Genomic DNA, 14,481 nt, shown 5'->3' with positions numbered 1-14,481 from the left:
TTGCCATGAAAACCCGTGATCATTTCCTCATGAAGGCCTGGTACATCGCCGCCCTGTCCACCGAGGTGGACGGCGCGCAACTGTTCCATCGCAAGCTGCTGGGCAAATCGGTGCTGATCTATCGCCAGGCCGATGGCACCGCAGTGGCGCTGCACGATCGCTGCCCGCACCGCTTTGCCCCGCTCAGCATGGGTACGCGCCATGGCGACGAGGTGGCCTGCCCCTACCACGCGCTGCGCTTCAACGCGCAGGGGCAATGCACCCACAATCCCCATGGCACTGGCCATATTCCCAAGGCAGCGCAGGTCGATACCTTTGCCCTGGTCGAACGCCACGGCTTCCTGTGGATCTGGATGGACGCATCCGAACCCGATCTCACCCTGCTGCCCGATTATTCCCCGCTCGACATCGGGCACGAAAATGCCGTGGCCTACACCTACATGCATCTGCCGGTGAATTACGAGCTGATCATCGACAATGTCATGGACCTTAGCCACATCGACCACGTCCATGGCGAGATCATCACCACGCGCGGCAAGCTATCGCCGATCGTGCCGCAACTGCGCGAAACCGAAAAGAACGTGAGCGCGCGCTGGGAATGGTCGCAGCAGCCGGCGATGATGATCTTCGCCCCGTTCCTGCCGCGTCCCGAAGACGAGGCCAGGCAGTTTTTCGACATCACCTGGAGCGCGCCGGCCAACATTCAGCTTACCGTTGCCGCGGTGCAGGACAGTGACCGCTTCGACGACGCGCTCGACCAATACGACCTGCACAGCTGCACGCCCGCCGATGCCTTCTCCACCCACTACTTCTTCGCCACGCGGCGCAATCACGTGGTGGAGGATGCAGATTACAACGCCGCCAAGATCGCCGGCATGCATGCCGCCTTTGAAGACGAGGATGGCCCGCTGGTTAAAGCAGTGCAGCAGGAAATGGGCGATGCCGAGTTCTTCTCGCTCAACCCCGTGCTGATGTCCAACGACGTCGCGCCGGTGAAAGTGCGCAAGATGCTCGATCGCATGATCCGCGCCGAACGCGCCGAGGCCTAGCGCCACGCGAACACCCTGGGGGACGCCGCACCGGAGCCTCAAGCCGAACAGGGCGCCGGCGCGATAACCTGACGTCCTGCGGGCAGCGTGGTTTGCGCCAGGCTGCCCGCCTTTTCATCTGGTGCACGTGCTCGCGGCACAAGATAACCGGCCAGCATGCAGAGCAGCGCGATTGCGCCACTTGGCCGGCACCTTGTGCGTTATACGGGGTGGCGATGCGCGCAGCGCTTGGTACAGGAAGCTGAGGTGGTGCCGCCTTCTTGGACAGTTTGACAGCTGAGTTAAGCTAATCCCGGTTTCATTATGCCGCCTGATTGCCTGATCCGCCGACAGGTCCACCGGGGTTCTCCCGGCAAGTCACGAGTGCGGACGCTCGGTGTCGCTGGCAGCCCTGGCTACATCGCCACCCCCGGAAAATGTGCCTGCCGCTTTCAGGCGGCAATCATCGTATGATGCACGCCGCGCTTGGCTGCCAGCTCTGCCAGCGTCAGGTCGCCACGGACCGCCTCCTTTACCTTGAAATCGGCGCTGTAGCGCTTCCTTGTCGTCTTCATTCCCATACCAATCCATCAGGTCCGGAGTAGCTCAACACCCTGTCCAGATTTCCGGCACCACCTCACTATTTGATGCGGCGAGAACAGCGCTACCCCCCGTCAAGTTAAACATCCGAATTGCCGAACGCGCGGCGAAGGGCATCGAATTTGGCCTTGGTGAACTGGCGTGCCGGTGCCGTATCGGCAGCGACAACATCAAAGCCGTGATAGGCACCAGGGATCACCAGCAATTCGCATGGCACCTTCGCCTCGATCAGCCGACGCGCATAGGCAACGTCTTCAGACACGAACAAGTCGATGCCACCAACGCCAATGAACGCCGGCGCCAGTCCGCCCAGGTCCTTGACACGAGCAGGAACGCCTGCCGCCGGCACGTTTGCACCGCCTGGCCGCATGCCCAAGAACGAGGACCAGCCATAGCGATTGCTGGGCGCATCCCAGCCAATCGAACCGAGCGGGAACGGCGGAATAACAGTGCTGCCGGTGCGATCGTCCAGCATTGGATAGATCAGCACCTGCAACAGTACGGGCACCTCCCCGCGATCGCGCGCGGTGATCGCCAGACGCGCGGCATGGCCGCCGCCGGCACTTTCACCCATGATGGCGATGCGGTTAGGATCGACACCGAGCGCGGCTGCATTGTCATGCACCCATTTCAGCGCCGCGTAGTTGTCCTCGACCGAACCGGTGAAACGGGTTTCGGGGGCAAGGCGATAATCCACCGTAACAATGACACAATCGAGTTCCTTGGCCACTGCTTGGTGCTTGCCCACCTCGAAGGCGGCTGTGCCGACGATATACCCGCCGCCATGCATGTGCACGATGGCGGGTCGCTTGCTGCCGGCGCGGGCGTTGATGACAAACACCTTTACCGCTGGCGCGCCACCTGGAACGGGGATCAGGCGCTCTTCCACCGCAACATCGGGCAGTCGCTTGGGCATGAATTCAGGGTGCGGACGGCGCAGTTCAGCCAGGGTGCTGTCGTCGGGCGTGCCGTGTTCGGCACTCATGCGGGCAACCATTTCAGCCGACGGGCGCAAGGCTGGATTTACATAGCGCAGCGCATCGCCCGGGGTGAGCGCGCCGCCAGTTGCGGATCCGGCCGCCGCGCGGGCGATGGGAGGCACCAACTGACTGACGGCCAAACTGCCGGCCCATTGCGCAAGACTCCGGCGCGTGATCTCGAGTGCCATGATCGATTTCCAATCGTGTAACGGGTTTTCAGGAAAGCTGCGTCTGCGCCCAGGCATGGAACAGATCCGGCCAGGCTTTATTGGGTTGATTGGCCCGACCCGCGCCAAAGGCGTGGCCGCCCTTTTCGAACATATGAACCTCGACAGGCCGCTGCGCTGCCGTCATTGCACGCATCATCACCAGCGTGTTTTCCGGTTTGACCGCAGGGTCATCCAGGGCATGCGCCAGGAACATCGGCGGCGTATCGGCCGTCACGTGCAAGGCTGGGGAGTGGCGCGCGATCTGCTCCGCCGTCGGATTGGCGCCGAGCAGATTGGCGGTCGAATCATGGTGGCCGAGGTCTGGGGAAAGACTGATGACCGGATAGATCGCCGCCACGGCAGCAGGCCGTGCATCGGAATCATCCAGCGCGTCCACCGCTGGAAAAACCCGATTGCCATAGCCGCTAGCGAGTGAAGCCGCGAGATGCCCACCGGCCGAAAATCCCACTGCCATGATGCCGTCAGGCCTGAGTTGGCGGCGCGCCGCGTCAAGGCGGATGACCTGGACGGCGCGGCGCGCATCGGCGAGCGAAACGTCTGCGCGCTGCTCCCACCCCTCGCCCGGCAAGCGATAGACCAGCACAAACGTGGTATAGCCCATCGCGCCGAACCGCGCGGCAACCTCGATGCCCTCGTTGAGGATCGACACCCAGCTGTAGGCCCCGCCGGGAAGGAGAAGCAGGCTAAGGCCGTTGGATGGCACGCCTGCTGGTGGCGGAAAGACCCGGATTTCGGGGCGCGCGACATTGCGGATCAGGATGTCGGGAAAGCCAGCGGGCAAAGGCTGCGCCTGGAACCCCGTGCCCGGCACTGCCCCTGGCCACAGCGGCACGCGTTCCACGCTGTTCCATGACGCCGGGAGCGGTGGCAGTTGCAATCCTCTGGGCAGTACCTGCCCCAGCGCCGGGCCGGTTGCGCAGGCCCCCGCGGCTAGGCCAAGCGCAGGCAGTATTGCGCGGCGCGTCCACCCTGCTGCCCGCCGGTTGCCTCCGTCCATCGCTGCATCCTCTCTCGCTTATTCCCAGTCCATTTATATCAAATGGTAGAAAATGCAATTGATTGCAGCAAGATTCTCGCTATGGTTTCGGCAAGGCTGACGAGGCCACGAGAGGATCCCTGATGATGCAGAAATATTCAACTGGCATAGCGGCGATCTGCGCCGTGCTGTCCATGGCGGCAGCGCCGCCCCAGCCCGACCTGGCGCGGGTGGATGCGCGCGCGCCGGCCGGTAGCGGCCGCTTTCCAGCCGTGATGGAGCAGGCGGCATCGTTTCCCGGCTACACGGTATTCGCGCCGGCCCATCTCGCCACTCAATCGAAGCTGCCGGTCGTGCTGTGGGCCAACGGCGGATGCATGGCCTATGGCAACCGCTACCGGACGTTTCTGACCGAGATCGCCTCGCACGGGTATCTGGTGATCTCGATCGGTGGGATTGGGCCCGCCACGATCGAGGGTGGCTCGGAAGAGGGCATGCCCCCGCCGCCAGTGAGCATGACCGCCCCGGCCCTGTCGAACTATACCCAGCTGACCGACGCGCTCGATTGGGCGACAGCGCAGAACCGCGATCGCAAAAGCGCGCTGTTCGCCAAGGTGAATACCGCTGCCGTGGCCGTGATGGGTCACTCGTGCGGAGGACTCCAGGCTATCGCAGCCGCCGCCGATCCACGGATCAAGACCACGCTGGTCATGAACAGTGGGGTCTGGAACAAGGGCACGGGTGGCTTGCCCGGCGCTCCGGTGACCAAGGCGAGCCTGGCCAAGCTCCACGGCTCGGTGCTCTATATCGGCGGTGACGCGTCAGATGGCGCGCACGAAAACAGCCGTGACGATTTCGAGCGCATCACCTCCATTCCAGCGGTCTGGGCCTATCCGGACGGGGTCGGCCATGGCGGAACCTACTTTGAGCCGGGTGGCGGCACGTTTGGCAGCGTGGTGGTCAACTGGCTGCAATGGCGGCTCAGGGGTGATCGCGCCGCTGCATCGCTGTTTTCGGGGCCGGATTGCGGGCTGTGCCGCGACACCCGCTGGCATATCGCCCGCAAGAACCTGAAATGATGATCGGGCGCGACCCGGCCGATACGCCAGCTGGCAAGCCGGCGAAGCGAAAGGAAATACGCCATGCTGTTTGACCGCCGCAGCGCGATGGGCGCGACGCTTGGCTGTGCCGCGCTCATGGCGTTTGATCGCCCTGCGCATGGTGCGGCGGCAACATCGGTGGCGCGGACGACCGCTGGCCGGGTTGCGGGCGTGCTGGCTGACGGGGTGCACCGTTTCCTCGGCGTTCCCTATGGCGAGCCAACCGGAGGAGCGGCCCGCTTCCTCCCTGCCCGCCTGCGTCGACCGTGGAGCGGCATCCGCCCGGCCATTGAGATCGGCCCGCGTTGCCCACAAAAGGGCCATGACGGCTCAACCCCAGAGGCTTCGGAAGACTGCCTGTCGCTCAACGTGTGGACCGGCGCGCTCAAGGGGCGCAAGCCGGTCATGGTATGGCTGCACGGCGGCGGATGGGAAGCCGGCATGGGCTTCGATCCGCTCACCGATGGGGCGTTCCTCGCCCGCACGCAGGACGTTGTCGTCGTGACTATCAACCATCGCCTGAATGTCTTTGGCTATCTCAATCTCGCCCACGCCGGGGGCGAGAAATACGCCGCTTCGGGGAATGCCGGGCTGCTCGACATCGTCCTCGCCCTGCAATGGGTGCGACACAATGCCGAGGCATTCGGTGGCGATCCTGACCGCGTGATGATTTTCGGCCAATCGGGCGGAGGGCGCAAGGCCAGCGTGATGCTGGCAGTGCCGGGCGCGGCGGGCCTGTTCCATCGCTGTGCGTCGGAAAGCGGGCCAGCGCTGCGCATGGATGATGCCGACCTTTCGTTCGAGCGGGCCGATCGCCTATTGCACACGCTTGGGCTGAATGCCGGTGAAGTGAGCAAACTTGCCGATATTCCCGTGGCGACGGTCACCGCAGCGGGCATCACCGTGCGCAACGCCATGGGGCAGTTCCGGCCCAATGTGGATGGCGTGATCCTGCCCCGGCAGCCCGTCGATCCTGGCGGCTTGGCCCCCAGTGCCCATGTGCCACTCATCGTCGGAACGGCGCGCGATGAAACAGCGCTGTTCCTTGGCGCCGACCCTGCCTATGCCACGCTTGGCGAAGCGGAGTTGCGGCGGCAGCTGGAACCATTTCTGCCGTCCAGCCATGCCGAGGCGGTTATTCAAGCCTATCGAGCGCGCTATCCCGCGCTCGACAATGGCCGCTTGTTCGCGCGGCTGACCACCGATCGCAGCTATCTGCTCGATGCGATTCTGCTTGCCGAGCACAAGGCAGCGCAAGGCGGAGCGCCCGCCTACCTCTACGCGTTCGACTATCCCATGACCGTCGGCGCATTTCATGACGTGACCCCGCATGTGGCCGAAGTTCCGTTCATCTTCGGCACGCTGCCGGCCTGGCGCTATGTCACGCCATCGGCAGAGGCGCTGCGGCTGGTCGACACGATGTCAGGCACTTGGGCAGGTTTTGCCCACACGGGCGTGCCCCATGGGCCGCGACTGCCGTCATGGCCGCGTTTTGACGTTGCGACGCGATCGACGATGGTGATCGGCAAGACCATCCGTGTCTTGTCCGATCCGTATCGTGCCGATCGCGAAACCATGCTGCCGTTCGGTTCGCAGCAACTCGATCGCTTCGAGCCAAGGCCCCCCGGGCCCTGGATCCGCCCATGACCAGCGCATCAAAGCCAGCAAGGCAATCAGGCAGGACAACAGCGATGACCGAAACAAAGCGAACCCGGTGTTGGTCCCGTGCACTGATTGCCGGCGCCGTGGCTGCCATGCCGCTCTCCAGCAGTGCCCAGACGCCGCCAGCGCCAGCCGGCGGTCCCTCGCCGATCGAACTGGCGCGCTATGCGGGCTATTTCGCGTTGCCAGACCTGCCGGGTACTGGCCCGATGCCCGCAATCGTAGAAAACCGCGCCACCCTCCCCAACCACCTCATCTATCGCCCGGCCTCGCTCCCGAAGGGTGGTGGCAAGCTGGGCGTCCTGCTGTGGGGCAACAGCGGATGCTCGGCCGATGCGGCCAGCGCGCGGCTCCACCTGCTTGAAATTGCCTCGCATGGTTATGTCGCCATTGCGCCCGGCACCGCGTTGACCGGGCCAGACGCACCCGCTGCGCTTCGCGGGATCATGCCTGATCACGCGTTGCGCCCGGTGGCGACGATGCCGGCGGATATCCTCAAGGGCCTCGATTGGATTCTTGCCGAAAACGCCCGGCCGGGAAGTGATTTCTATGGCAAGATCGATCCGCGCCGCGTTGCAGTTTCCGGGCACAGTTGTGGCGGCGTACAAGCGCTGGATGCCGCGTCCGATCCGCGCGTCCATGCCGTCATCATCCACAACAGCGGCATTTTTCCTGATGGGACGCCGTTCATTCCCGGGCTGACGACACCCAAGCAAGCGCTGGAGCGCCTGCATACCCCGGTCCTCTACATCATGGGCGGCCCGGGCGACATTGCCTACGATAACGGGATGGATGATTTCCGCCGGATCAGCCGTGTGCCGGTGGCTATGGTCAATATCCAGCTCGGCCATCGCGGCAGCATGGACGAGCCATATGGCGGGCGCGTTGCGCAGGTGGCACTCGACTGGCTGGATTGGCAGCTCGATGGCAATGCAGCGGCTGGGCGAACGTTCACGGGCCCGATGTGCCGCCTCTGCGTCGATCCGGCGTGGGCTGTGCAGCGCAAGGGCTTTTAAGCGCCAAGTGGGCGGCATCGGGCGGTTGGCTCCGCCTGATGCCGCATACGCTGCTCAGGGCAGCTTCTGCTTGTTGGGATCGATCTTGCGATCGCTGCGGAGCATCGGGTCCCAGTGTTCGGCGATCCGGCCATGCGCAATGCGGAACAGATCGAACCAAGTGGTGACATAGCGCTGCCCGGCCGCGTCGGTTTCTGGCCGTGCGAATGCGATCATCACATAATCGCCCTCTGCTATGATATGTATCATCGGGATTTCGAGATGATCGAGCACCGGCCGTACTGGCCGGGTCGCCTTGACATAGGCGATGAGCCCGGCAAGCCCCTGCGCGGCATTCGGATTATGCTGGATGTAGTCCGTGGCGATGAATTCATGCGCACGGTCGGTGTCTCCGGCCTGCAGCACGATCCGATACATATCAAACACCAGGCGTTTGTTCGCCGCCAGCTTGCGATCGGCACTGGCGAGCAGAGCCCGCTGATCCTTGGCCGCGAGGACCACCACAGGTGCGGCGGGCGGGGTTACCGTAACACTAGGCGGCACTGCGGCAGGCGCGCTGGCGGCCGCAGCCAGGAAGAGCAGGGAAGACAGGGCCATCGGAGTATCCAAACAGGAAGATGCAGGAAAGGAGATCGGGAGCTTCTACCAGATGGAGAAGCTCCCGATCCGATCGATCAGAACGAGCGCTTGACCGTGATGCGCCATTGGCGCGGTGCGGCCGGGAAGCCGGTCACCAGGCCATTGACGGCACGCGCATCGAGCAGCGCATAGTAGTACAGCTTGTTGGTAAGGTTCATCAGGTTACCGATCACCATCCACTTGCCGTCGGGCGCTTCCCACGCGAGCGAGGCGTTGAGCAGGGTGTAGCCCGGCACCTTGTTGAAGGTGGTGTTGGGGATCGAGGTATAGAAACTCGACTGGTACGTCATGTCGAGGCGCGGCGTGATCGCTCCGGCAGATTCCGTGTCGATCCGATATTGGGCGCTTGCGCTAGCCTTCCATTTCGATGCCAGCGGGAACTGCGAATTGAGTGTCGTCCCCGCGCTGATGGCCGCAGCCTGCAGCGACTTGAACCCGATGTCGAGATAGCCGAGGGTCCCTTGCAGCGTGAGCTTGTCGATCGGACGGGCGGTCACTTCGAGTTCACCACCCTGGGTCCGGGCCTTGCCGGCGTTGAGCAGGGCGCTGCATGGCTGGGCATAGCTGGCCAACGGAACGTTCGGATAGGCCGGATTGGCCGGGCAAGAACTGACCGGCAGCTGCAGGTTGGTATAGTTGCCGTAGAACAGGCTGGCGTTGACGCGCAGGCGGCGATCGAACAGGTCGCTCTTGAAGCCAATTTCATACGAGGTCAGCCGTTCGGGATCGAACGGGATAACCTGATAGAGGTTGTACGGCCGGGGATTGACCCCGCCACCCTTGAAGCCGGTTGCGACCGAAGCATAAGTCATGAACGTCGGCGTCCACTGATACTGTGCGGCCACGCGATAATCGACGTTGTCTCCCTTGAACGTGCCCGACAAACCGTTAACCGGGCAGACTGCCACGTTGACCACGGTTCCGCCTGCCTGCGGGCACGGGAAATAGGGCGGGCCATCGGGATGGAAGCCAGCGACCGACCCCGGCACGCCAAGGCGCCCGAAGTTGAAGGTCTTTTCCTGCTTGGAATAGCGCAGGCCACCGATCAGCTGCAGCTTGTCGGTCGCTTTCCAGTCGATGTTGCCGAACGCAGCATACGTGGTGGCGGGCACGCGATCACGCCCCAGGAAATCGAAGGGTGGGATATCGATGCGCGAATCCAGCTTGGTCTTCTCGTTCATGTAGAACCCGCCCAGCGTCAGGTTGATGCGGTTGTCGAACAAGCCGGCATTGAGACGGAGTTCCTGGGTAAATTCGCGATAGGTCAAGGCATTGGTCAGCAATGCGCCGCCGATCGGGGTGGTGTCGCTGTCATCGACATAGTCCATGCGCTGACGACGATAGGCCGTGATCGACTTGAGCGAGACATGATCGCCGATCTTGTAGTCGATGGTGAGCGAACCACCACCGCCATGCGTGGCCGAACGCGGCTGGACGCAATAGGCCGCGGTCTTGTCGCTGGGCGACGGATCGCAATACGTCGCATAGCTTACATAGGCGCTCTTGCTGTACGGATCGGTGGCATAGGCACCATAGGGCGAATAGCTGATGAACTGTGATGCGCCGCTGGCGGTGCCAAGGCTTACGCCGTTGATGCTCGTTTTGGGCGTTTGCCCCTGGTTCTGCGCATAGAGCAGCGTTTGCGGCGTGCCTTCCGAATTGTCGTTGATGTAGTCGCCGGCCAGATTGACCTCGAGCGTGTCGCTGGGAACCCAACGCAACTGTACGCGGCCCGCCGTTACCGACTTGCCGCCCAGCGTGCCCAGCTTGCAATCGCCCGAAGATCCGAACGAGGGGACCGCCGTGCCGGGATGGGTGCAGGCAAAGTCATAGCGCGTGACATAGCCATCCTTGCTATCGGAAACCCCGGTGATGCGCATGAACAGACGATCGCGGACCAGCGGGATATCCGCCGCAGCATTGACCCGCACATTGTTGAACCGGCCATAGGACAGCGCAACATAGCCGCTGCCATCACCGGTCGGCTTCTTGGAATAGAGTTTGACCGAACCACCGATGGAGTTCTGCCCCGCCAGCGTCCCCTGAGGCCCGCGCAACACCTCGACGCGGTCAAGGTCAACAAGATCGAAGTTCGCCCCGGCGATCGAACCGTAATAGACGTCGTCGATATAGGTGCCCACGCCGGGCGACACCGCCGGGTTGGAATCGACCTGGCCTACGCCGCGGATAAACGATTGTACCGACGGGCCAGCACCCGCTTGCGCCGGCTGCAAGACAACGTTGGGCGCCTGCGCCGCAATGTCGCTCACGTTCGTCAGGCCCTGTGCCGACATCGTCTCGGCCGAAAGGGCCGTGATCGCCAGCGGCGTGCGTTGGACGTTTTGCGCGCGGAACTGCGCGGTAACGACGATTTCGCCGATCGCCCCTTCGGTGGTGGCGGTGTTTTGCGCAGCGCCTTGCGGTTCTTCAGCCGGGCTCTGCGCGGTTTGGGCCCAAGTGCTGCCCGGGAAAGCAAGCACAGTGGCAAATGTGGTAAGCGCCGCAGACTTCAGCAGCCAGGTCTTGCGCCACGTCGAAGCGTTAATTCTATCGGTCATGATAACTCCCCTCCTAATAATGGCGGGTTCTGGCCGCCTTGTTTGCCGTTAAACGTGCAATCGATTGAATCTTTGGACACAAAAACGCGATGGTCGTTATCGCGTCATTTGACTGGCTTGGCTTTGGACAGTGGCAGGAACCCAGCACCCATGGACTTGCGCCCGCAACGGAAGCGGGACATGCACCCGGGCGATCGGGCCGCGGCTGGGCCGATCGGCATCGAGCACCCACAGTTCGGATTGAAAACCCGCGTCGCCATTGGCCTTGTCGACAATGCACAACAGCCAGTCACTGCCGTTGGGCTCTGTCGCCGGAACGTGAACGGGCTCGCTGACAGCATGGCCCGGCGGCAGCGCCAGCATGTCGATCTCGCCATGCGGCAGCGTGATGCGGATCAGGCAATTGAAGGCAGCGCCCACTGGCCCACCCGGAAGCGGCGGCCCACCCTGCGGGTTCATCGAGAGATACCAGCCGGTCTTGTAGTCCCGCCCACAATCCGCATCGCGAATCCGCGGCATGTCTCCGGGCGGCCCGAGCGGCGTCACCGTGAAATGTTCGCCCTCGCCAGCCAGGTCGAACGTCCAGCGTTCAAATCCCCCGCGAATGGCGCGTTGATCGATATGGATACCGCCCGCCTCGCGCATAAAGCCAAACGCATTGGTTTCCGAAACGAACAGATCCAGGTGCACCACATCGCCCTCGTCAAAGGCATTCATGATGTGAAAGGCCGAAGCGCCCTTGGCACCCTTGAACCACCGCATTCCCGCCACGTCGCCGTCTCGGCCCATGATCCCCACGCAGCATTCCAGGTTCTGGTCGTGCGCCCATTTCGGCCCCCCTGCCCGCAAGCGGTCGAGATCGGTCGTAGTGGGGAAGAACGGCAAGATCGCGCGGCTGCGCGTGATGGCAAAATCATGGATCATGCCGTGATAAGGCTGCTTGAACCACTGCTCGCGCATCAGATGCCCGCGCGGGTCAAGCACCGCATAGGAAACGTCGCGCGAGCAGGCGCCATCGGCTTCATAACCGAACAGGAACAATTCGCCGGTCTCGGGATCGACGCGAGAGTGCGCCGTTACGGTTTGCGAACGCAACGCCCCGTCGAAATCGCATGCCCCCTTGGTGGCCAGCGTGTCCGGATCGATCTCATAGGGGAGACCATCCTCCTTGGTCATGAACAGGCGCCCGGCGTGCCACAGCGGCGTCGTATTCGCGACGGTACGATCGGTTTCGGCCACCGAGGGGTGATCGGTGAACGGATTGCGATAGCCGCCGAACAAGGCCCGGCCAGCGTGTTGCTCAGCGAGATAGCGCGCGGTCTGGACGTAGCGGATGTCGAAATCCACCGCACCTTTCCTGAAGCGAAAGCGGGAAATCATGCCATCGCCCGACAGGATGTTGTCGTCGGCAAACATCGGTGGATGGGCCGGGTCTGGCACGGCCCGGAAAAACGATCCTTCCAAACCGGACGGTAGCGTCCCTTCCACAGTAAGGCCGGGCACCGAGGCCTCGATGCCAACCGGGGTGTTAAGGCCGCGAAAATGGACAGTATCGGGATAGGCGTCGCGATCGCTGGCCACCCAAGGCTTTTCGCTGACCGGCAGGGTGCGTTCGTCGTGCACGTGTCTCTCCTAGATCGGGCTTGCGGCCCGCCATCCGTTGCTTGAAAATATCGAGAATGGCGGCCCTGCCCGGTCTTTCTGAGATTTGGATATCGGCAAATCGCCGAACATCTATAAAAAACCGGACAATTGAATTTACAGCAACCCAATGGGCGTCAGGCTTCCGGACGGCTCACCGAGCGGGCGCCGACGCGATGCCCTGTCACACCAGTGCCCAATAGGTGAAGATGGAGTGCGATTTGTCGCGATCCGCCTTGCCCACGAAGATAGTCTGGCTGAGCCATTCATGGGGCCCCTCGGGCGCTTCGAAGCGGGGCGTCAGCCCCATGTAATACTCCGACGGATCGACGTGTTCGTACCGCTGCATGCGATCCAGCACAGCCTTGTCGGCGTGGCGGATTCCGGTGTTGTGAAGCGCAACGATAGTGCCGTCATCTGCCTGGAGCAGGTAGCGCGCATCAAAACGCACGCTGTTGTCGGGCCGGATGGTCGGCCAATCGCCACCGCTGTGCGGAATGACTTTTCCGGAAAAACGCGGCCCCGTCACCGTGCCCCCAAGAACGCCGACGTAGCCACGATCAAAGCCCCAGTACGTCGGCCCATAGCGCAGCCGCTCGCCCAGTTCGATCCGGATCTGAAAGGCAAATTCAAAACTTGGCGGCCGCGCATCGGGCGGGATCACGAAGCCGTTCGCGCTCGTCTGGGTTTTGACAACTTCGGTGGCGGCGTTAGCCAGGGTTGGCAGCATTCCCGCGACGCCCACTGTGCCTGCAATCATGCTCCGGCGCGATACTTCAGCGGTCATCAGATGTCTCTCCCGGCCTGGGCTGGCGATTTCCAGCTCCAATTGTGACGCATTCGTGCGCCTGCTGCAGCGGACTAACCATATAATGTCTGCTTTTTCAAGCCGATTCGATTTAGCTTTTCCCGGATATCAGCCAATCGAGCGATAAAATGACATCGATTGCAAGGAACATGGGTGCACGCCATCGCCTGATATCTGCCAAGGCTAAACGTGCAATTCCTTCTGATTCAGTGCATTATAAATCATCGAATTGCCCGCTCAACGGCTTGCCATCGGGGCACTTTTGGTGACTATGCATTGCACGGTTGAGGGCAGCATGAATTGTCAGGGTAATGACAGTCCGTGATGAGGTTCCGCTAACCCGCGCCTGCTGATATTGCGATGCTGTCGGGCTCCATGATCTGCCCCGCAAATTGGAAGAACAAGATATGACTGCTGCAGCCCATCCTGCGAGTCCTTCGGCGAAAGGTGGCGGCCGAAAGAAAAAATCAAGCCTTCACAAAAGCATAGCCCATGATTTGGGAGTCGCGATCGTCACCGGCCGGCACCAGCCCGGCGATATCCTCAGCACTGAAATCGAATCGAGCGAGCAGTTGAGCGTCTCGCGCAGCGCTTATCGCGAGGCGATCCGTATTCTCACCGCCAAGGGTTTGGTGGAATCCCGCCAACGCACGGGAACGATCGTCTTGCCGATCACGCGTTGGGCCATGCTCGATCCCGACGTGATGGCCTGGATGTTTGAAGGCGGCGCCTCCGAATCGGTGCTGGATGGGCTGTTCGAAATGCGCCTGATCATCGAGCCGGCGATGGCGCGCCTGGCCGCGATGCGCCGCACGCTCGACCATATCGCCGATATGCGCAAATCGCTCCAGACGATGGAACGCCATACGCTCGCCACCGACGAAGGCCAGGCGGCAAACCGCCGGTTCTACAGCATCATCGTGCAGGCGACGGGTAATCCGCCGCTGGTCAACCTCGGCAACAGCCTCGGTACTTTTGTGCTGTGGTACACCGAATTCCAGGGCAACAGCGGCTCTAAGCCACGGGATACGATTGCCGAGCATTGGGAACTGTTCGATGCCGTTGCAGCGGGCATGGTCGACGAGGCCGGCATCGCGATGGAAAAGCTCATCCGCGCCAACCAGGCAGACTTTCCAGAGCGGCAGAATATCGCAATGTAATCCTCAAGGTAGCCAATCGGTAACAATCAAGGTTGTCCCTAGGCGTTCAAAGGTAGACCTGGCTCACATTCCTTTCGAATTTG

Annotated in this window: 11 protein-coding genes and 1 pseudogene; 5 read left to right on the top strand and 7 right to left on the bottom strand. The window is 62.5% G+C overall.

Annotated features, from left to right (window positions below; all coding sequences use genetic code 11):
• The first annotated feature begins 5 nt into the window (after positions 1 to 5).
• A complete protein-coding gene (locus IP65_RS09630) occupies positions 6 to 1,049 on the top strand; it encodes an aromatic ring-hydroxylating dioxygenase subunit alpha (protein WP_022676243.1) in 1,044 nt (347 codons plus the stop codon).
• A gap of 437 nt (positions 1,050 to 1,486) precedes the next feature.
• On the opposite strand, the pseudogene IP65_RS21305 reads toward IP65_RS09630, so the two are convergent.
• From IP65_RS21305 to IP65_RS09615, 3 genes and pseudogenes are all read right to left on the bottom strand, one after another.
• Positions 1,487 to 1,603 (bottom strand): annotated as a pseudogene (locus IP65_RS21305) (IS3 family transposase); the annotation flags it as partial.
• A gap of 104 nt (positions 1,604 to 1,707) precedes the next feature.
• On the bottom strand, positions 1,708 to 2,796 hold the full coding sequence (locus tag IP65_RS09620) for an alpha/beta hydrolase (protein WP_022676244.1): 1,089 nt from the start codon (positions 2,794 to 2,796) through the stop codon (positions 1,708 to 1,710).
• 28 nt (positions 2,797 to 2,824) lie between these two features.
• Complete coding sequence (locus IP65_RS09615) at positions 2,825 to 3,679, bottom strand: alpha/beta hydrolase (RefSeq protein ID WP_158441970.1); 855 nt, start codon at positions 3,677 to 3,679, stop codon at positions 2,825 to 2,827.
• Positions 3,680 to 3,957: 278 nt separating this feature from the next.
• Between IP65_RS09615 and IP65_RS09610 the strand changes: the two genes are divergently transcribed.
• From IP65_RS09610 to IP65_RS09600, 3 genes are all read left to right on the top strand, one after another.
• Entirely contained in the window at positions 3,958 to 4,893 is a 936-nt protein-coding gene (locus tag IP65_RS09610) for a hypothetical protein (RefSeq protein WP_022676246.1), read from the top strand.
• A gap of 63 nt (positions 4,894 to 4,956) precedes the next feature.
• Entirely contained in the window at positions 4,957 to 6,561 is a 1,605-nt protein-coding gene (locus IP65_RS09605) for a carboxylesterase/lipase family protein (RefSeq protein WP_054131526.1), read from the top strand.
• Between the two features lie 107 nt (positions 6,562 to 6,668).
• On the top strand, positions 6,669 to 7,592 hold the full coding sequence (locus tag IP65_RS09600; RefSeq protein ID WP_231627632.1) for a hypothetical protein: 924 nt from the start codon (positions 6,669 to 6,671) through the stop codon (positions 7,590 to 7,592).
• Between the two features lie 54 nt (positions 7,593 to 7,646).
• Here IP65_RS09600 and IP65_RS09595 read toward each other — a convergent pair whose 3' ends face one another.
• From IP65_RS09595 to IP65_RS09580, 4 genes are all read right to left on the bottom strand, one after another.
• Positions 7,647 to 8,189 (bottom strand): nuclear transport factor 2 family protein, encoded by a 543-nt coding sequence (locus tag IP65_RS09595; protein ID WP_022676249.1) that lies wholly within the window; start codon positions 8,187 to 8,189, stop codon positions 7,647 to 7,649.
• A gap of 77 nt (positions 8,190 to 8,266) precedes the next feature.
• Positions 8,267 to 10,789 carry a TonB-dependent receptor gene (locus tag IP65_RS09590; RefSeq protein WP_022676250.1) on the bottom strand — a complete coding sequence of 841 codons (2,523 nt, stop codon included), beginning with the start codon at positions 10,787 to 10,789 and terminating at the stop codon, positions 8,267 to 8,269.
• A gap of 96 nt (positions 10,790 to 10,885) precedes the next feature.
• The gene (locus IP65_RS09585; RefSeq protein ID WP_231627631.1) at positions 10,886 to 12,412 is read right to left on the bottom strand and encodes a carotenoid oxygenase family protein; all 1,527 of its coding nucleotides are present in this window, start codon (positions 12,410 to 12,412) and stop codon (positions 10,886 to 10,888) included.
• A gap of 202 nt (positions 12,413 to 12,614) precedes the next feature.
• On the bottom strand, positions 12,615 to 13,217 hold the full coding sequence (locus IP65_RS09580; protein WP_082209109.1) for a DUF3237 domain-containing protein: 603 nt from the start codon (positions 13,215 to 13,217) through the stop codon (positions 12,615 to 12,617).
• 413 nt (positions 13,218 to 13,630) lie between these two features.
• Between IP65_RS09580 and IP65_RS09575 the strand changes: the two genes are divergently transcribed.
• Complete coding sequence (locus tag IP65_RS09575) at positions 13,631 to 14,398, top strand: FadR/GntR family transcriptional regulator (RefSeq protein WP_231627630.1); 768 nt, start codon at positions 13,631 to 13,633, stop codon at positions 14,396 to 14,398.
• Positions 14,399 to 14,481: the final 83 nt, after the last annotated feature.

Source organism: Novosphingobium sp. AAP1, from assembly GCF_001295765.1.
Taxonomy (GTDB): Bacteria; Pseudomonadota; Alphaproteobacteria; order Sphingomonadales; family Sphingomonadaceae; genus Novosphingobium; species Novosphingobium capsulatum.
This window is presented reverse-complemented; position numbering and strand designations above follow the sequence as displayed.